Source organism: Roseimarinus sediminis, assembly GCF_050433125.1.
GTDB lineage: Bacteria > Bacteroidota > Bacteroidia > Bacteroidales > Prolixibacteraceae > Roseimarinus > Roseimarinus sediminis.
The window spans coordinates 122,100-142,802 of the sequence record NZ_JBNPXV010000009.1 but is presented as its reverse complement, the minus strand read 5'-3'; the positions used below and the strand labels follow the sequence as shown (position 1 = coordinate 142,802).

Below are 20,703 nucleotides of genomic sequence, written 5' to 3'. Positions count from 1 at the left end.
GTTTTCCGATTAAAAATCAAGTGTTACACCCAACATGAAGGTCCGTGGTCGCGGATAGATGTTGTTGTCGATACCTCCGCTAACCTCAGGATCGAGCCCGGTATAGTTGGTTACAACCAGTACATTCTGAACAGTACCATAAACTCTCAGATTCATACTTTCCATGAGTTTCGGAATAGAATACCCCAAGGTAATATGATCGAGACGCAAATAAGAAGCATCCTGCACATAGTAATCGGAGAAGAAACGAGAGTCATAGAATCCGGTGTTGTAAATATCGCGGGTAACATTGTTCAGGTAACCCGACGACCAGTATAGATTTCCTTTGTAAGCCATTCGTGAGTCGATGTTGTTGTAAACATAGTTCCCCAGGTTGATACGTCCGCCCAGGCTGGCATCAAAGTTTTTGTATTCAAAGCGTGATGAAAAGCCCATGAAGATGTCAGCGTCAGGTGTTTTATAACGGTAACGGTCATCGTTGGTAATCTGACCATCCTTGTTACGATCAACATAAAGGCCTTCAATTGGTTTACCATCGGCATTGTAAACCTGCTCCTGAACATAGAAGGAGTTTTTAGGGAAGTTTACGCTGTGAATCTGGATGTTATTTCCAACGCCACCGCCAATACCTCCGGTTTCAACGCCCAGGTAATTGGGATCGTCGGAAGCAGTAAGACGGGTAATTTCGTTTTGATTGTAGGTAAGGTTAAAGCCTATTTCCCAGAACATATCGGTGGTACTGATGGCCCTGCCATTAACTGAAAATTCAAAACCCTTGTTGGTCATGTCGCCCACGTTGGTAAGCAGTTCGTTGGTAAAGTTCGAACCGGCAGCAACTGGTACCACATTCAACAGGTCTTTTGTATCACGCTGGTATACGTCGATGGTACCGGTAATGCGGTTGTTGGCCAGACCATAATCGAGACCAATATTGTAGGTAGTGGTTTCTTCCCACTTGATGTTGGCATCGTAACCATCGGGGCGCAGTGTATTCACATAGCCATCGCCAAACTGATAAGCTGCATTGTCCTGACTGGTAGTGTAACGGGCAAGATAAGGATAATCGCCCTGTCCAATGTTTTGCTGGCCGGTGATTCCCCATCCGAGACGAAGTTTCAAATCGGAGATGGCATCCACATCTTTAAGAAAGCTTTCTTCACTCATTTTCCAGGCTAAAGCAACAGCCGGGAAAAGCCCCCAGCGGGTTTCGGGCGAAAAACGGGAGGTTCCGTCCTGACGAAGGGTTACGGTTGCCAGGTAGCGGTCTTTCAGTGTATAATTTACACGGCCGAAAAAGGATACAAGGTAATATTCGGTTGGATCATAATTGGCCAGATATAAATCTTTTGTTCCGGCTACGTTGGTCGATTTGGCATAATTTTCACGGAAGAAATGCTGCCATGAATATCCACCCATCACATCAATACGGCTATCGATGCTTTCGATTTCTTTCACATAATTAAGGTAGAAATCGAGCAGCTCGTTGCGTTTATCCTGTGTGTACTCCCTTTTTTCACCGCCACCATTCACTGCATCGTACATCCACGAAGCATTTTCGGGAACATCAATGGTTCCTTCACTTTTTGAATAATCGTAACCGAGGTTAAGGTTGGCCCTTAAATCAGGTAGAAAGTGAAATTTATAATCAAGTGAAAGGTTACCAATGCTGCGCATTACCTGCGATACATCTTCGCGCATTTCGAGCATGGCCAGCGGGTTGTCGGGCGCCACCGTATTGGGGGCTCCGTTGGGCTGGGTCCAGGTAAAATAGCCACCATAAGGACTTTCGCTGTCGTAAACAGGCTGGGTTGGGTCAAAGCCAATGGCACTGCCAATGGCGCCCTGATCAGCAAAACGGTTGTTTACATACATTCCCTTTAGGTTGGCATTCACCTGCAGGTGTTCGTCAAGCAAGAGTGGATTCAGATTCAATGAACCGGTAAAACGCTCAAGGCTTGAAGTTTTCAACAAACCTTTCTGATTCGAATAACCAATTGAGGCACGGTAAGGGATGTCGGCCACACCACCTGCCAAACTCAGGTTGTGATCGGTACCGGTAGCCATCTGAAATATTTCGGATTGCCAGTCGGTATTGGCTTCACCCACGATGGCATTGGCGAGATCGGCTGTTGGCAGCTCCTGCAGGAGGGCTTTGTATTCGGTAGCATCCAATACGTCGATTTCACTCGCGCGGGTACCTACCGAGAAGTTACCACTGTACGACACCTTCATGCCCTGACCAAGGCGGCCTTTTTTGGTTGTAATTATTACTACACCGTTCGAAGCCCGGGAACCATAAATGGCGGTTGCCGAGGCATCCTTCAGTACAGTAAAGGTTTCAATGTCGTTGGGATTGATGGTATTCAACGGGTTTCTCATACCCGACACGTTATCGTTGTCGAGCGGAACCCCGTCGATTACAATCAGCGGATCGTTACTTGCCGACAAGGATGAACCACCGCGAATACGAATGGTCGAACCCGATCCGGGCGCACCACCACCACTTGTAATCTGCACACCGGCTATTTTACCCGAAACCAGTTCCTGAGGTGAAGTGATCGCCCCTTTGTTGAAATCGTCGACCGAAACAGCCGAAACCGAACCGGTAGCATCTTCCTTTTTCACCTGTCCATAACCGATGATCACCACTTCGCCTATGTCTTCAATATTGGATGAAAGGCTTACATTAATGGTGTTCTGATTCTGAACCAGTATCCTTTGGCTTACATAACCGATATAGGAATAAGAAATTGTTTGACCGGGAGCCGCCTCAATGGAATAATCGCCGTCGAATCCCGAAGTAGTTCCGATTGTTGTACCATCTATTACTATGGTAACACCGGGAAGTGGTTCACCCGACTGTGAGTCGGTAACCACACCTGTAATAACGTTTTGCTGTGCCATCGACAGCTGAACAAGCAGCATCGCCGCAAGCAGCAAAACATTACGTAGTTTAAATCGATTAAATCTCATACGTTAGAATTTAATTTTTAGTTTTAAAGTGCTTTCCTTCTAAAACAATAATTGGGATTTCGATGCTTCAAGTTCAGGAAAAAGAACTTTTCCCTTCTTCATCCACATAAAATCCATGAAGTAATCAGCTTCAATCTTAAATAATCTTAAAGAATCGATGCCAATATAGAACTTTAATATTAACGAAACATACTGTTTTTTCAGGCTTTGCACGAAAAAACAAACGCAAACGATATCGCAAACGTTTGCACTAAATATGCTTTAAAACATGTTTTTGAAAATACCCAAAAAAAGCACGAATGTTTTTGAGTTCTACATCCATACTTTAAAGTTTAAAAAGAGAATCTTCCGTTTAACAGCTTTAATTTTTATATTTATGCTTTCGAATCTTCAAACATGAGAAGCAATCAGGTTACCATAAAAGACATAGCCCGCAAACTGGGCATTTCACCATCCACCGTATCGAGGGCCTTGAAGGATCATCCCGATATCAGCCCCGAAACAAAAAGGGCAGTAAAAGAGCTGGCACTGGAACTCAATTACCAGCCCAATGCCATTGCGCTCAGTCTGAAGCATTCACGAAGCTTTACCATTGGAGTCATTATTCCCGAAACGGTACACTATTTCTTTTCATCGGTAATCAGTGGGATCGAAGACGTAGCTTACGAGGCAGGCTACAACATCATGATTTGTCAGAGTAATGAGCTTTACGACCGCGAACGATCGAATGCCAACATGCTCTATTCGAACAGGGTAGAAGGACTACTGGTTTCAATATCGAAGGAAACCTGTGATTTTGGTCACTTGCAGTTTTTTCAGCAAAACAACATTCCCGTAGTTTTTTTCGACCGGGGTACCGATGCCTTTCCCTCCGACCAGGTGCTGATCGACGATTATTCAGCTGCCTTCGACATTGTTAATTTCCTGATCCAACGAGGGCATCGCAAGTTGGTACATCTGGCGGCACCACAAAACCTGAAAATAGGTTATTTCAGAAAGAAAGGTTTTGAAGATGCACTCAAAAAAAATGGAATCGACTTCAATGAAAACCAGATCATATTTGCTGATAAATTCAATGTGGCTACCGAAGCCGTCGATCAGCTTATCAAAAAAGGCAACCTGCCCGATGGCATTTTTGCCGTCAACGACCTCACGGCCCTGGGTGCACTGAAGGCATTGAAACGCAATCACATTAAGGTACCTGAAGAAATCGGGCTGGCCGGATTCGGGAATGGCGAAAACGCAACACTTACCGACCCTCCGCTTACCACCATCGATCAAAATGGTTACAACATGGGCAAAAAAGCAGCACAGATTTTGCTGCATCGCATAGCCAACGGACTGGAGAATTTTGTTCCCGAAAGACATTTAATCGAAACGGAATTGATTATCCGTTCGTCGACCAGATAAAATTTTTTACATCTATTTGCATTTTTTTTCGCAAACGTTTGCATTGGATGCTTCAGCGTTAAAAACGCCTATAATGCTTGTAAATATCGGCGTTTCGGGGCTTCATCAATTTGGATCATTGTTTTTCATTCAGTACATTTGAATCAGTAATCAAACTTCAGGCAGTGGTTTTCATACCACGCTTACTTATCTTTCAGAATCACTTTCGATGCTGGTTTGCAGGAATACTGCAAGCTAAGTACTAACTATTTATTAAACATTATCATCATGAGTAAGAAGCCCAGACTCAGTTTCTGGCAAATCTGGAACATGAGCTTCGGGTTCCTTGGAATCCAGTTTGGTTTTGCGCTCCAGAATGCCAACGTGAGCCGTATTTTTCAGACCCTGGGGGCTGAAATCGATAATCTGGCCATCCTGTGGATTGCTGCGCCCATTACCGGGTTAATTGTACAACCCATTATTGGACACTACAGCGATAAAACCTGGACGCGTCTGGGCCGGCGACGACCCTACTTTCTGGCAGGAGCCATCATGGCTTCACTGGCTTTGTTTGTGATGCCCAACTCTCCTGCCTTATGGATTGCTGCTGGCATGCTCTGGATCATGGACGCTTCCATCAACATCTCGATGGAACCCTTCCGTGCCTTTGTCGGCGACATGTTGCCCAACGATCAGCGCACCATGGGCTTTGCCATGCAAAGTTTCTTCATTGGTCTGGGTGCAGTAGTGGCTTCGGCCCTGCCCTACATTCTCACCAACTGGTTCAATATTCCCAATACAGCCGAAGTGGCAGGTGAAATACCCCCCTCGGTAAAATGGGCCTTCTACATTGGAGGGGCGGTTTTCTTTACAGCGGTTATGGTGACCATTATCAGTACCAAAGAGTATTCACCCGATGAAATCGAAGCTTTTGAGACCCGCTCAGCTGAAGAAGTAACGGCCGACAAATTGCACAGCGACCGGCCGGTGAAAGGCAAAACCTTTTATTCTACCGCGCTTGTATTTGGAATCATCGGAGCCGTCAGTGTGCTGCTCACCTACTTCCTCAAACTGGAAAAAGAATTGTACATCATGGGCTTCATCCTGCTCTTGTTTGCATTGTTGATGCTACTGGCTGTTTCATTGCGAAAAGGAGGCAAAGAACACAATGCGCTGGTCGAGGTTTTCTCCGACCTGCTCAGAATGCCTGTCACCATGAAACAACTGGCCATTGTACAGTTCTTTACCTGGATTGGATTGTTTGCCATGTGGATTTATACCACCAGTGCAGTTACCAGCCATATTTTGAATACCACCGACACACAGTCGGAAGTATTTAACCGCGGTGCCGACTGGGTAGGTGTATTGTTTGGACTTTACAGCGGTGTGGCTGCCCTGGTGGCTTTTTTGCTGCCGGTGATGGCCAAATATACCAGCCGAAAGATCACACATGCCGTTTGCCTTTTACTGGGCGCTGCAGGCCTGGCTTCCATCTATCTATTCGATTCGATTGAACTGCTATGGATTCCGATGATTGGAATTGGAATTGCCTGGGCTTCGATCCTGTCGATGCCCTATGCCATTTTAACCGGCTCATTACCTGCCCATAAAATGGGAATCTACATGGGCATATTCAACTTTTTTATTGTTATACCACAAATTCTGGCAGCTACCATTCTTGGCTTTCTTGTTAAAGATGTATTTGGCAATCAGCCCATTTATGCCCTCGTTTTTGGAGGAGCATCAATGGCCATTGCCGCTTTTACGGTCATCTTTGTGAAAGACGAGGCTGCCGCTGAAAAAATTTAAAAATGCAAATCAAAGCCTGTTTATTCGATCTTGACGGAGTTATTGTCGATACTGCAAAATACCACTACCTGGCCTGGCGTGAACTAGCGTTGGAGCTGGGCTTTGAATTTACCGAAGCACACAATGAGCAGCTAAAAGGAGTTAGTCGTATGGCTTCACTCGACCTACTGCTCGAAATTGGCGGGATAAGCATCAGCCAGGAAGAAAAAGAAAAATTGGCAGCGGGAAAGAATGAGCGCTATGTGGCGTTCATCTCGAAAATGCAAGCCGATGAAATATTGCCGGGAGTGCTCCGATTTTTAGACGAACTTAAAAATGCCGGCATTAAAACGGCCATTGGTTCGGCCAGCAAAAATGCACCACTCATTCTGGAACGACTCAGGCTTACTCCCTTTTTCGATGCCATCGTCGACGGGAACAAGGTAGATAAAGCAAAACCCGATCCTGAAGTTTTTCTTAAAGGAGCCACCGCCCTGGGGGTCGAAGCCCATGAATGTGTCGTCTTCGAAGATGCTGAAGCAGGAATTGAAGCAGCCATCAATGGCAAAATGAAATGTGTTGGCATAGGAAATCCAAAAGTGTTGAATAGGGCCAACCTGGTCATCGATGGCTTTGAGCGTTTTACGCTGAATGATTTAAAATCTTTGTAAGCCTGAATGTACATGCTTACAAAGCGTACTGCATTCACAGTACAAAAAAATACTGGTTCTTACGCAGAGCCAGGGAGATCAAGCTGTTTGACTTAGAAAACAGGATCCCGATGATGGTTTTAAAAACAAAACAATGAAGCAATATCTGTTACACGACGAATGGAAAATAATTGAAGAGGGTTTTCATCGTGAAAACAACCGGGTTTCGGAAAGCATATTCAGCCTTGGAAACGGACGCATGGGAGGCAGGGGAAATTTTGAAGAAAAATATTCCGGCTCGTCACTTCAGGGTAATTATGTTGCCGGAGTGTATTATCCCGACAAAACCCGCGTAGGCTGGTGGAAAAACGGCTATCCCGAATATTTTGCCAAGGTGCTCAATGCAGCCAACTGGATTGGGATTAACATCCATATTGAAGGCGAAAGCCTCGACCTTGCCAAAATGAACATTGAAAGTTTTCGCCGTGAACTCAACATGAAAGAAGGGACCCTTGCCCGCAGCTTTGTGGCCACCTTTAAAAACGGGAAGAAAGTCAAAGTCAGCTCGCTGCGTTTCCTCAGCATCGTAAAACCTGAAATCGGTACAATTAAATACTGTCTCGAGCCACTGAATTTCAGCGGCAGTATCACGGTGACACCTTACATCGATTTCGACATCATGAACGAGGATGCCAATTACGATGAAAAATTCTGGGTAGCCGAAAGTGCCGAAAATTCAGGAAATGAAGCCTATCTGTCGGCCCATACGCGTAAAACCAAATTTCTGGTCTGCTCGGGCATGAAATACAATGTAATGGTCGATGGCAAGGAACGTGCTGTTCAGATTGAAAACGAATCGAAGGAAAAATACGCCGAATCGACCTTCACCATTGAACTCAAACAATACCAACAACTTACGCTCCACAAATATGGAGTAAACACCTCCTCGGAATATTATCCCAAAAAACAACTGGTAAGCAAATCGAAGGAGCTCTTAAACGAGGCCTTCGACATCGGTTTTGAGCGTTTGCTAACAGAACACATCGAAGCCTGGGCCCGGAAATGGGAAACCAGCGACATCCATATCGAAGGAGATGTTGCAGCCCAGCAGGGTATTCGTTTCAACATTTTTCAGCTGAACCAGACTTATACCGGCGATGACGAACGACTCAACATTGGTCCTAAAGGCTTTACCGGTGAGAAATACGGTGGTACTACCTACTGGGATACCGAAGCATATTGTTTGCCCTTTTATCTGGCCACCGCCTCGCAGGACGTAGCACGCAATTTATTAAAATACCGCTACAAACACCTCGGAAAAGCCATCGAAAATGCCGAAAAACTGGGCTTTATCGATGGTGCAGCACTCTACCCCATGGTGACCATCAACGGAGAAGAATGCCATAACGAATGGGAAATTACCTTTGAAGAAATACACCGGAATGGTGCCATTGCCTATGCTATTTACAACTACATCAGGTATACCGGCGACAAAGGCTACCTCGCACCTTACGGTTTTGAAGTATTATTGGCCATTTCACGTTTTTGGAGCCAACGGGTCAACTGGTCGCAAGCGCTCGGAAAGTATGTAATGCTGGGGGTAACCGGTCCCAACGAGTACGAAAACAATGTCGATAACAACTTCCACACCAATAACATGGCTCTGTGGACCATGCAGTACACGTTGGAGGTAATTGCTTTCATGAAACATGAGCATCCCGAAATGTATGCTGAACTTTGCAGGAAGCATCAATTCGGTGAAGAAAAGGAAACAGCCCGCTGGAATGAGATAATCGACAAAATGTACCTGCCCTACGACGAACAAGGTCAAATTTATCTCCAGCAGGACGGCTTTCTCAACAAGGAACTGAAACCGGTTTCGGATATCAATCCGGAAGAACGCCCCATTAATCAGCACTGGTCGTGGGATCGTATTTTACGTTCGCCCTACATCAAGCAGGCCGATGTCTTGCAAAGCCTTTTCTGGTTCGAAGAAAAATACGATAAGGACTTTATCGCACGTCACTTCGATTTCTATGAACCGCTTACAGTGCATGAATCGTCACTTTCTTCATGTGTTCATTCGGTTTTGGCAGCCAGCATCGGACGGCCCGAAAAAGCCTATGAATTTTACTTACGTACTGCACGTCTCGATCTCGACAACATCAACAACGACACCGACGACGGACTGCACATTACCAGCATGGGCGGAACATGGCTGGCATTTGTATATGGTCTGGGTGGTATGCGCGTCATCAATGATCAGCTAATTTTTAAACCCATCTTACCCGAGGGCTGGAAGTCGTATTCTTTTAAAATCAACTTCCACAATGCCCACCTTAAAATCAGTGTGACACACAAGGGCATAGAAGTTTCGAACCTTTCCGAACCAAAGCTCGAACTGATGGTTTATGATCAATTATACCTGCTCGATTCAAAAAGCAAAATAACCGTTTAATACTATAGAATGAAGAAACTATTAAGTGCAATAGCAGGACTGCTGCTCAGCCTTTCAATTCTGGCCGGCACGGTCAACAGGGTAGAACCGCCATCGTGGTGGGTAGGATTTCAAAATCCCGAACTGCAGCTCATGATCCATGGTGAAGCTATTTCACAGCTCTATCCGCAAATCGATTATGAAGGCATCACAGTTACTGCCGTAACACGGGTTGAAAATCCCAACTACCTGTTTGTCGATTTAAACATTGCTCCGGAGACAAAAGCCGGAACCCTGCAAATCAATTTTACAGCCGATGGGGAAATAATGAGCACCGTTCCCTACGAACTGAAAGCACGCGATGCGGCATCAGCCCATCGTGATGGCTTCAATACCAGCGATGTCATTTACCTGATAACACCCGACCGCTTTGTCAATGGCGATGTTTCGAACGACGAACTGCCCCAGTGTAAGGAAGGAATTGATCGCAGCGACCGCGACGGCCGACATGGCGGCGACATCAGGGGAATCATCAATTCACTCGATTACCTGCAGCAACTGGGTTTTACCGCTGTATGGCTCAACCCGGTACTCGAAAACAACATGACCAGTACCTCGTACCACGGCTATTCAACCACCGATTTTTACAAGGTCGATCCTCGCTACGGCTCCAATGAAGAATACCTGGAACTCGATCATGAACTCGACAAAAGAGGCATGAAACTGATCATGGACATGATTTTCAATCATTGTGGTTCGGAACACTGGTGGATGGACGACATGCCCATGAGCGACTGGATCAATCACTATCCGTCTTACGAAATTACAAGCCACCGACGCACGGTGAATCAGGATCCCAATGCCTCACAGTACGACACCCGTGCCATGACCGATGGCTGGTTTGTACCCACCATGCCCGACCTCAACCAGCGCAACCCGTACATGGCAAACTATCTGATTCAAAACAGCATCTGGTGGATCGAATACGCCGGACTCGAAGGCATACGCCAGGATACCTGGCCCTACCCCGATAAACACATGATGAGCGAATGGACCTGGCGTTTACTGGCCGAATATCCCAATTTCAACATTGTTGGAGAAGAATGGAGTCTGAATCCTGCCATTGTTTCATACTGGCAAAAAGGAAAGCACAATGCCGACGGATACCAATGCCACCTGCCCAGTTTGATGGACTTTCCACTACAAGCCGCCGTAAGCAGGGGGCTTAATAACGAGGAAACCTGGGACCGGGGATTGATCGAAATATATGAAGCGCTTTCAAACGATTTTCTCTATCCCGATGCAGGTAAACTCGTCGTATTTCCCGACAATCACGACATGTCGCGTTTTTACATGCAGGTAAACCAGGATGTTGATTTGCTGAAAATGGGCCTTGCCTTCTATCTTACAAGCCGGGGTATACCTCAGATTTACTATGGAACCGAATTGCTGCTGACCCACGAAGGAGATCATCATGGCAACATTCGGGCCGACTACCCCGGAGGCTGGGACAACGACCCGGTGAACGCCTTTACCGGAAAAGGGCTAAGCAAAGAACAGACCGATGTCAGAAATTATTTGAGCAAGATTCAGAACTGGCGTAAAAACCAAAAGGTGATTCATCATGGAAGTTTCATGCATTTTGTTCCCTTCGATGGTTTTTATACCTATTTCAGATACACCGACGAGGAAGCAGTGATGGTGATCATCAGTAAAAATGAAGAGGAAAAAAATATCAACACCAGCCGATTTACCGAAATAATGTCACCCTATTCTTCCGGAAGGGAAATCATTACCGGGAAACAAATCAATCAACTTGAAACGATTAATGTTCCGGCACGCAGTGCCATGATCATTGAATTAAAAAAATAAATCATGAAAAGTAAGAAATTTACCATCCTGGTCTTCGTCCTGCTTATCTCAGTCTGGTCGTGTAATAACAAGACCCAGACAGACAGTGAGCAGTCGGATTGCTATTATCCTACCCTGGCAGCAGCCTCTGAAACGATGCATCCTGCCTGGTCGAACGATGCAACCATCTACGAAGTCAATATCAGGCAGTACACTCCCGAAGGAACGTTCAAGGCTTTTGAGCAACATTTACCCAGGCTTCAGGAACTTGGAGTTGAAATATTGTGGTTCATGCCCATTCATCCCATCTCGGAGAAAAACCGAAAAGGCACACTTGGATCGTACTATGCAGTAGCCGATTACAAAGCTGTAAATCCGGAATTTGGAACCATCGACGATTTCAAAAACTTGGTTGACAAGGCCCACCAAATGGGTTTCAAAGTACTTCTCGACTGGGTGGCCAACCACACCGGCTGGGATCACCACTGGATTGAGGAACACCCCGAATGGTACAGCACCGATTCGACAGGAAACATCATTCCTCCGGTTCCCGACTGGTCGGATGTTGCTGATTTGAACTACGATGTTCCCGAAATGCGCGCTGCCATGACCGATGCCCTTAAATTCTGGGTAGCCGAAGCCGACATCGATGGATACCGTTGTGATGTTGCCGGTGAAGTTCCCACTGATTTCTGGAACGAAGCCCGTGCCGAACTCGATCAGATCAAACCGGTTTACATGCTGGCCGAAGACGAAGGAAATAAAGAGTTGCTGAACAAGGCCTTCAATGTAAATTATGGCTGGAGTTTTCATCATCTGATGAATGAAATTGCAAAAGGCGAAAAAGAAGCCGATGAAATAATGGCTTATTTTGCAGCAGCCGACTCGAGTTATCCCAGCCGAAGCTACATGATGCAATTCACCAGCAATCACGACGAAAACAGCTGGAATGGTACGGCATACGAACGCATGGGAGAAGCAGTGCAAGCCATGGCTGCGCTGTCGTTTGTGGTACCCGGAATGCCCCTTATTTACAGCGGGCAGGAAGCCGGTCTGAATAAACGTCTCGAGTTTTTTGAGAAAGATGAAATTGACTGGAGTCAACTTCCACTACAGGATTTTTACGCTCAACTCATCGATGTAAAGCAAAACAATCAGGCCCTATGGAATGGTTGCGCAGGCGGGCCGCTTACTTTTTATCCCATGACCGAAAAAAATAATCTTCTTGTTTTTAGTCGTAAAGCTGCCAATAACATGGTAGTAGCTATTTTCAACCTATCGGATGAAAAACAAAGTAACATGGTAGCGACCCTTGCCGTCGACGGGACTTACAAAAATGCACTTACTGACAACGAAATGGTACTGAACAATCAGACCATGTTGGAGCTGGAACCATGGCAATTCATGATTCTGATCAGGAAATAGTAAAGAATAACTTCAGGTACAAAGCCCGTAACTTTCATGACTGTTACGGGCTTTTTATTTTTCATAAAATTACCTTAATTTGTGATAGTTAATGTGTGGCGCTTTAAGGGGAAATGATATCCCAAGAAATAGCTGTGTATTAAGGGGTAAAACAGATGTTAACGAAAGAGAAAAAGATGAGAACGTCATTGCTTACAGTATTTTTCACCTTGCTTGTTACTGCTTTAATGGCCCGTTCGGCCTATAAAGTAGAAGGAAACAACGTTATTGTCAACCTTGATGGTTATGGCGTTAAATCAAAACTGCTCAAGGTCGAGTTATGGTCGAACAATACGGCCAGGGTGGTTAGCACCATGAACGAGGAATTTAAGGATCAGTCACTGCTGTTCGGGCAGCCTTTTGCAGGAGAAATTAAGTTCAAGGTTGCCTACTCACAAAACGACATCGAAATAACCACCAGCGACCTGTACATCGTAATTGAGGAAAGCGGACTGATACGGCTGATGAGCCGTGATGGACGAAAACTGCTGGTCGAATCGGATCGCAGCTACGAGCCATCGGAAAGCCACGAAGGCATGTTCAGGGTTTCGCAAAGTTTCTTTCTTAGCCGCAAGGAACATGTATACGGTTTTGGACAAAACTGCGGAAAGCCTCACTTTAACTTAAGAGATCAGTCTTTCGACCTTGTTCAGAATGAAAGCGATGTGGCAAACCCTGTTTTTTTCTCCGAAAAAGGCTATGCACTTATCTGGGATAATTTCTCGGCTACCCGTTTTGAAGATACTCCGGCAGCCCTGAAGATCAGCTCGGAGCTTGCCGACGAAATCAGTTTCTTTATGATTTCGGGACCACAGTTTGACCAAATCATCAATGAAATCAGGAACATCACCGGCAAAGCTAAACTGCTGCCTCAATGGGCCTATAATTTTCACCTCAACCCAATGGCTTATGCTTCGGAACAAGATTTAAAACAAGCCATCGGCCTGCTGAAAAGCAAAAACATAAATGTGGCAGAGGAAAGTGCAAATACTGATCTGCACCGAAAAGAAATGCAAATCAACACACAAGCAGGAAATGAAATCCATGAAAATGCCCGGGCTTTTCATGCCCTGAGGGATGAATTCTCGGCAGTTGAAAAAAACGGCAATACAAGGGTGGCTGTTGCAACCCATATCAACCTCCCTGGCATACAGCAGTACGGCAGTTTCAGTACCGCAGGAATGGTAAAATGCAGCTGGGAAAGCCTTCAAAACCAAGTGCAATGTGGCATTACAGCTTCCTTAAGCGGGCAGCCTCACTGGAGTACAACAATCGGTGGAAACGGCCAACATGAGCTAAGCAACGACGGCTATAACGAATTACTGCTCCGTTGGTTTCAGTTTGCCTCGTTTACTCCCGTATTTCAGGGACCAGCCGTATCGGGAGTACTCGAAAGCCTGCTCAATGCCAGCGATGAACAGAAGGAAGCTTTTGAGTCAACCCTTCTGTTGAGAAAACAGTTACTTCCCTATTATTATTCGCTTGCAGCCGATGCTGTGCTCAATAACAAAAGCATTATGCGCTCCCTTTTATTCGATTATCCCGATCAGGAACGCTTGCATTCAATCAGTAATCAATACCTTCTTGGAAAATACCTGATGCCCGTTACCATCAGCAGCCCGGATGCCACACAACAACAGGTGCTCCTTCCGGAAGGAACTCCCTGGTACGATTTCTTTACAGGTGAAAAGCTGGATGGAGGAAAAACCATTCAACGCCAGCCTGGCATCAAGTCACTTCCCTTAATGGTAAAAGCCGGAGCAGTGATTCCCATGCAATTAAGCGGAAATGAAGGAGATGAATCGTTGATCGAAATTCGCATCTACCGTGGAGCCGATGGAGCTTTTGTCCTTTATAACGACGAAGGGACCAACAAGGATTATCTCAACGGCGCGCATACTTATATTGCCTTTAACTACGACGAAAAGAAAACAACACTGACCATCGAAGCACTTGAAGGCGAGTTCCCCGGCATGCCGGCTACACAAAATTTCAGAATTGTGTGGGTTGATGAAACAAACGGAATTGGAACCAATCCGGCTGACAAGTACCAGGAAGTGGCTTACAAAGGCAAAAAGGTGAAGGTGAAATTTGAATAATCAGCCGGAAACTTCCACCGGAATGCCGGTTTCCTGCTCCACTTTTCGGGCGATAGCCTGCAAGGTCTTTTCATCAACCTTTTCAAGGGTTTCAAGCGGTGTATCGCGGGCAATGGTATATATCATTACCTTTTGTGGTCCGATAAATTTTAAGCTTTCGATCCAGGCAGCCAGCTCGGTATCCGTGGTATTGTCGAATGTTTGTCCTTTGAACTCCCCCTTTAAAAACAGGGTTTGAATAATCAGCTGTCCTTCAAAGGCTGCAAGTGCCTCGATCGTTTTTTCAAGGCTGAAATGGCCAACCGGACAATTCATTAGCTCCACTGTTTCGGGAATGGCCGAGTCGAGCTTCAGAATGTTATCATCGACCTTTTTCAGGGCTTCGACAACAGCCGGTTTAAACAACATGGTCGAATTGGAAAGAACAGCGATTCGTGCTTTCGGAGCCAGCTGGTTTCTAAGGGCGATGGTATCGTCAATGATGGCTGCAAACTGTGGATGCATGGTCGGTTCACCGTTCCCGGCAAAAGTAATCACATCGGGTAGAACGCCCTTTTGCAACATGTCGCTCAATCGGTCTTCAAGCTGCTGGTAAACCTCCTTTTGTTCAGGTAGTCGGGCCTTTACCTTTTTGCGGTCGGGATTCCAGCCACATTCGCAGTAAATACAATCGAAAGAACAAAGCTTGCTGTCGTTGGGCAAAAGATTAATACCCAGAGAAACTCCCAGTCGCCGGCTGTTAACCGGACCAAAAACAGTTTGATCAAAAAGAAAAGTGGCCATGGTTTTTCACGCAAAGTTATAAATAGGTGATCAATTGAGGTGGAAAGAAAATTTCAGATTTAACAATACGAGGGCTTTTCAGTTGATGATTACTTTTTCTTCACCCTTTTTTTCTTCCATCAACAAACTGATTCCACTCAGTACATCACCAAATATTTTATCATATTCCTTTTGATTACGCGAATAGTACAGTGTGGTGGTAAGCATTTGTTCCTCGCTTACTCCGTGTTTCTTCAGAACAGCCAGATACAATTCAGGCGAAGTAATACTGTCCAGCTTGATCCGGGTACGGTCGCGGTAAATGGCCTCCGAAAGATGCACATCAATAAGAACGGCAACAAACAGCTCCCGGTCAATCGCATCGCGCGGAACAGGATCCCGCTTGCACGATAAAAGGCTCAGTGCAAAGGCAAACAAAAGAATCAATTTTCTACTCGAATTCATGCCGGTAAAATTACGGGTTTCGAAAGAGCTTACGAAGCGTTTCGCTAACATTCTTAACGCGGTGGATGGTAATTTCGTATTTCTTCGGATCGATTCCTTTGTTGGCAAAAGGGATGTATATTTCGTCGAAGCCCAGTTTCGCGGCTTCACCTATACGTTGCTCCACCCTGCTAACCGGTCTTACTTCACCGGTAAGCCCTACTTCGCCAGCAAAGCAGGTACCCGCACTAACTGCCAGATCAAAATTCGACGACAATACCGAACAGATCATGGCCAGATCGATGGCCGGATCAACAACACGGATGCCGCCGGCGATATTCAGAAATACATCTTTCGTTTGCAGTTTAAATCCGGCCCTGCGTTCAAGTACGGCAAGCAACATGTTCATGCGTCGCAGATCGAAACCGGTGGCCGATCGCTGTGGATTTCCATAAGCTGCTGAGCTCACCAGGGCCTGCACTTCGATCAGAAAAGGACGTACCCCTTCGATGGCCGCCGCCACAGCCGTCCCGCTCAGTCCCTGATGTTCGGCATTAATCAGCAGCTCCGAAGGATTACTCACTTCACGCAAGCCGTTCTGTCCCATTTCAAAAATGCCCATCTCACTGGTCGCTCCGAAACGGTTTTTGCTGGCTCTTAAAATACGGTACATAAAATTGCGGTCGCCTTCAAACTGCAACACCGTATCCACCACATGCTCGAGCACCTTCGGCCCGGCAATACTTCCCTCCTTGTTGATATGACCAATTAAAATAACCGGAATCGATTGGGCTTTTGCCTTCTTCATAATCCCCGCAGTACACTCTCTTATTTGAGAAACACTGCCTGCACTCGACTCTATCAGTTCGGTACTTACGGTTTGAATCGAATCAATCACCAGCACATCGGGTCGAACCTGGTCAATTTGAACAAGAATATTCTCAAGCGAGGTTTCACTCAGAAACAGACAACTTTGGTTGGCACCTTCCAGCCGGGTAGAGCGCAGTTTGATCTGTTCGAGACTTTCTTCACCCGAAATATATAGCACTAGTTTTTCCCTGATGGTCAATGCCACCTGCAATGCCAGTGTCGACTTACCGATGCCTGGCTCTCCACCAAGCAAAACCATGGCTCCCGGCACCAGGCCCCCGCCCAGCACGCGGTCGAATTCCCGGTTGGCCGTTGAAAAACGCTCCATCTTTCCGGTTTCTATCTCTCCAAGTGTTAAGGGTTTTTCGAGATGACGCGAAACCATGGTAGCCAGATTTTTATTTTTGCCTACCACCTCAATTTCTTCCACAATCGAATTCCATTCCCCGCATGAATTGCACCGGCCAGCCCACTTGGGACTGGTAACACCGCAGTGCTGACAAACATATATTGTTTTTGTTTTAGCCATGAATTCAAAGATACATTTTGTGAGCTAAAGTGTCAGGCTCTCCATTGAAATATTGTCGAAAAATGATCGATGTTTCCACTACAGGGTAAAAGCTTCAATAAATTATTAACTGCCTTTATTCCCAAAACTTCATACATTTTTCTAATTTAGTCACAAATACAATTTATGAATACCTCATCAGTTAAATATATACAGCTCATTATTACGCTGCTGTTTATTACGTGCCTTGGCCCGAAGGCATGGGGAAACAGTACACAAGGCACTGTAAGCGAATCGGTCAGTATTGCATCACTGCTTGCAGCCGACAGCCTGCTTTACATCGAAGATGTGGCTCCTGAATTATCGTCCGAAGGCCGTAAACCCTTGTTGCTGATCCACGGCTGGAGTTTTGACGGACGTCCTGCTCCTCCCGGCGGAGGCTACTGGGATCACTTTAAACAATACCTGCTTAACGATGCCACACTGCGGGCTTCATTTAAGCCCTACTACGTGAAGTACTGGTCGAATGCCGTTTCAGTTAACGAACTATCGGCACTTTTACGTGCAAAAGTTGAAGCAGAAGGATTTAACGAGCAGAAAATTGTCATCATTGCACACAGCATGGGCGGCCTCGTGGCCCGCTCGTACATGAATGAACAGGTATTTACCGAAGGAAGCATGCAGGGCGAAGCTTGCGGTCTGCTGGTTGACCGGCTGATTACTCTCGGCACGCCCCACCACGGCTCTCCCATGGCCAACGGACCGGCACGTGATGCCAAAGTCGACTTCCTTTTACAGGTTTACTTGAGCATGCTCGAATCGCTTGTGTTTAGCGAAACGACCTATCAACAGGTCAATCGTAGCGACCTGAGATGGGATAACTATGATCAGCTGCTTGATTATTCAAGCTACCCCGACGAAAAAAACCAGTGGCTCGAAGCCCTGAACCTCCATACCCGTTTCGACGAACGAACCATTTGCTATACCGCTTCAATCGAAGGAGAGAACAATCCCTTCGGTGCTTCAACCCTTGAAGAACAATACCAACTGGGAGCTTACATCATCAAAAGTGGGTTTTCGTTGGAGAACGACGGAATTGTCCCCTTAAAAAGTGCGGCTTTCGACGGGCACGAGGTATTGCTTCTGCGTCACTTCGACAACTACAACCATGCTGATATTATCAGGGGAAAAGAAAACAAAAGCGAACTATTCGATCCCATAAAAAGCGACCTTTCGACACTCTTTCCTCTTCAACTCACCTGGCCCGCAGCAGCCACGCTGTACCTCGAGAACACCAAAGCCTATACCATTAGCTGGAAGGCTCCTTCAAGCGTAAGCAAGGTGAATCTGTATTTCTCGTCCGACGGAGGGGTGAATTACCAGCTGCTAGCCGAACAGATCGATGCTGCTTCGGAAAGCTACCTTTGGCAGCCACCTGCAGTGAATGCTAAAAACTGCCTGATTAAAATTACCAATGCTGAATATGAAAATGAAAAGAGCATTGCTCCGACTCCTTTCACCCTCTTCCACAATGCTGTTGCCTTCACTCACCCCATAAACAATCAATATTTTGTTTACGATCAAATCAACAAGATCGAATGGGAATACGAAGGAATTGCAGATGAAGTACGCATCAGCTACCGTGATGCCATGAATAACGACACCCTGCTTATTGCAGACCACTACAGGCTTGAACAGGGAAACAATGCCCTGAAATGGGCTCCAGACACAGCGCTGCTTCCCAGCAACGAAGTCTACATCGATATCGAATTGCTTGTTGATGACAGCTTTTATGCCACCGGCGTTGCTTACCAGTTCAGCTCAACAGCATTTCATGTGCTGGGCGAGCCTTCATTCACCTTAAAGAGCCCCGAAAGCAATCCGGTGGATGTCTTTGGAATTGAAGGTGAAAAACTATTGTGGGACCAGCTTTCCAACATTAGCTGGAACGTGACGGGAGAAATAAAATATGTAGAATTCTGGCTGTGTGATAGTTTAAAAAACAAAGTGGCCTACATCGATACTGAAGTCTTTGTGCCCCGTTACGAATTAAGTAAAGCATCCCGTTGGTATGTTCCCAAACTCTATGGTGATCAATTTTATTTGCTGGCCCGGGCAGGAAAATCGAAAGACGAGATCTTGATTGAGCAATACGCTGATTATACTTTCAGAATCAACCGGCAGACTGAAATAATTGCCCCCTCGGCCGATGAAGCAAACGTTCCGCTTTATCCCTGCTTTACTGCCCGTGTGAAAGGCGGTGCCGATTTTTATCACTTTGCCCTTGCCACCAACCAAGCTCCTGATCAATTTCTTTGGGAGATAAAGCATCGTGATAGTAGTTTCTGCACTCCCACCTCACCCGATTATGAATTACTTCCCGGAGAAAGCTACGTACTCACCGCATGGGCTTCGGTGGGTGATACTGTCACCACCTATCCTCAACGCCTTTCCTTTTCATCAGCACAGGTTGCACCCGAAGTTTTCAGCATTATTTCGCCTACAAACGGCGATTCACTTGAAGCAGACCTAACAGAAGTCAGCTGGGAACGCTCCGTTGGTGCCAATGGCTACCAGCTCACACTGAGTCAATACGAAAGCCCGGTTCAAAGTATCAATCTTTTGGGAAGTATCGACACTGTTGCTACCATCGATCTTACACATCTTGAGCATTATGTTCCTGCAAACATAAGCATAACAGCACTTAACGATTTTGGAAGCACTGAGCAGTCGCTTACAATAACACGAAAATTTAAGACGGGAGTTCAGTACCCTATCAAAAATTACGAAGCAAGGCCTTTGGTTTACCCCAATCCATTGATCAATCAGGGACAAATTGAGTTCACGGTTTCCACGCTGCAGGAACGGGTGATCATCGGCTTGTACCAGCCTGGTGGAAAATTGATTCTGACAATAATTGATGAGGAATTAACACAGGGCAGACATACGCTTCCGTTCGACGTGAGTTCTATCAAGCGGTTTCAGCAAAAAGGAGTTTATTTTCTTCAGCTACGAACGGAGACACAAGTCCGTACCGAAAAGCTGATTATACAATAAGAGAGAGAGGCAGCAGGCTGTCTCTCTCTCTTTTATTGCTTATTTCTTGTGGTCTAAATCTAAATCAATGAATTAGTTTCCACATTGGGAAACACCAGAGCGGGCTTAAAGCTTTTTGCCTCTTCAAAATCCATCGAGGCATACGAAATAACTATGACCACATCACCAACAGCCACTTTGCGGGCTGCAGGTCCGTTAAGGCAAATTACTCCACTTTGGCGCTCACCCTTGATGACATACGTTTCAAGACGTTCACCATTGTTAATGTTCACCACCTGTACCTTTTCATTCTCGATCAGGTTGGCTGCATCCATCAGGTCTTCGTCAATGGTAATGCTACCTACATACTGTAAATTAGCTTCGGTAACCCTTACTTTGTGAATTTTCGATTTACAAACTTCAATCAACATG

At 45.9% G+C, this 20,703-nt stretch carries 13 protein-coding genes; 8 read left to right on the top strand and 5 right to left on the bottom strand.

The genetic code is table 11. The annotated features are described in order from the left end of the window. Positions 1-9 precede the first annotated feature (9 nt). Positions 10-2,973, bottom strand: a complete 2,964-nt coding sequence (locus FHS86_RS13040) for a SusC/RagA family TonB-linked outer membrane protein (protein WP_429414318.1) — start codon at positions 2,971-2,973, stop codon at positions 10-12. Positions 2,974-3,369: 396 nt separating this feature from the next. On the opposite strand from FHS86_RS13040, the gene FHS86_RS13035 reads away from it, so the two are divergent. The 7 genes from FHS86_RS13035 to FHS86_RS13005 all read left to right on the top strand — a co-directional run bounded on the left by FHS86_RS13035 (position 3,370) and on the right by FHS86_RS13005 (position 14,651). Then, complete coding sequence (locus FHS86_RS13035; protein WP_429414315.1) at positions 3,370-4,383, top strand: LacI family DNA-binding transcriptional regulator; 1,014 nt, start codon at positions 3,370-3,372, stop codon at positions 4,381-4,383. 267 nt (positions 4,384-4,650) lie between these two features. Next, the gene (locus FHS86_RS13030) at positions 4,651-6,171 is read left to right on the top strand and encodes an MFS transporter (RefSeq protein WP_429414312.1); all 1,521 of its coding nucleotides are present in this window, start codon (positions 4,651-4,653) and stop codon (positions 6,169-6,171) included. Positions 6,172-6,173: 2 nt separating this feature from the next. Then, positions 6,174-6,821, top strand: a complete 648-nt coding sequence (gene pgmB / locus FHS86_RS13025; RefSeq protein ID WP_429414309.1) for a beta-phosphoglucomutase — start codon at positions 6,174-6,176, stop codon at positions 6,819-6,821. Positions 6,822-6,954: 133 nt separating this feature from the next. Further along, complete coding sequence (locus FHS86_RS13020; RefSeq protein ID WP_429414306.1) at positions 6,955-9,258, top strand: glycoside hydrolase family 65 protein; 2,304 nt, start codon at positions 6,955-6,957, stop codon at positions 9,256-9,258. A gap of 9 nt (positions 9,259-9,267) precedes the next feature. Continuing rightward, a complete protein-coding gene (locus FHS86_RS13015; RefSeq protein WP_429414303.1) occupies positions 9,268-11,109 on the top strand; it encodes a glycoside hydrolase family 13 protein in 1,842 nt (613 codons plus the stop codon). 3 nt (positions 11,110-11,112) lie between these two features. Further along, entirely contained in the window at positions 11,113-12,513 is a 1,401-nt protein-coding gene (locus tag FHS86_RS13010) for an alpha-amylase family glycosyl hydrolase (RefSeq protein ID WP_429414300.1), read from the top strand. Between the two features lie 176 nt (positions 12,514-12,689). Next, entirely contained in the window at positions 12,690-14,651 is a 1,962-nt protein-coding gene (locus FHS86_RS13005; protein ID WP_429414297.1) for a glycoside hydrolase family 31 protein, read from the top strand. On the opposite strand, the gene FHS86_RS13000 is transcribed toward FHS86_RS13005, so the two are convergent. From FHS86_RS13000 to radA, 3 genes are all read right to left on the bottom strand, one after another. Next, a complete protein-coding gene (locus FHS86_RS13000) occupies positions 14,652-15,434 on the bottom strand; it encodes a radical SAM protein (RefSeq protein ID WP_429414294.1) in 783 nt (260 codons plus the stop codon). Between the two features lie 78 nt (positions 15,435-15,512). Continuing rightward, positions 15,513-15,878 (bottom strand): DUF4296 domain-containing protein, encoded by a 366-nt coding sequence (locus FHS86_RS12995; RefSeq protein ID WP_429414291.1) that lies wholly within the window; start codon positions 15,876-15,878, stop codon positions 15,513-15,515. A gap of 10 nt (positions 15,879-15,888) precedes the next feature. Next, the gene (gene radA / locus FHS86_RS12990) at positions 15,889-17,256 is read right to left on the bottom strand and encodes a DNA repair protein RadA (protein ID WP_429414288.1); all 1,368 of its coding nucleotides are present in this window, start codon (positions 17,254-17,256) and stop codon (positions 15,889-15,891) included. 165 nt (positions 17,257-17,421) lie between these two features. On the opposite strand from radA, the gene FHS86_RS12985 reads away from it, so the two are divergent. Beyond that, positions 17,422-20,292, top strand: coding sequence for a PGAP1-like alpha/beta domain-containing protein (locus tag FHS86_RS12985; protein WP_429414285.1), 2,871 nt, complete (start codon positions 17,422-17,424; stop codon positions 20,290-20,292). A gap of 59 nt (positions 20,293-20,351) precedes the next feature. Here FHS86_RS12985 and panD read toward each other — a convergent pair whose 3' ends face one another. After that, the gene (gene panD / locus FHS86_RS12980) at positions 20,352-20,702 is read right to left on the bottom strand and encodes an aspartate 1-decarboxylase (RefSeq protein WP_429414282.1); all 351 of its coding nucleotides are present in this window, start codon (positions 20,700-20,702) and stop codon (positions 20,352-20,354) included. Between the last annotated feature and the right edge of the window lies 1 nt (position 20,703).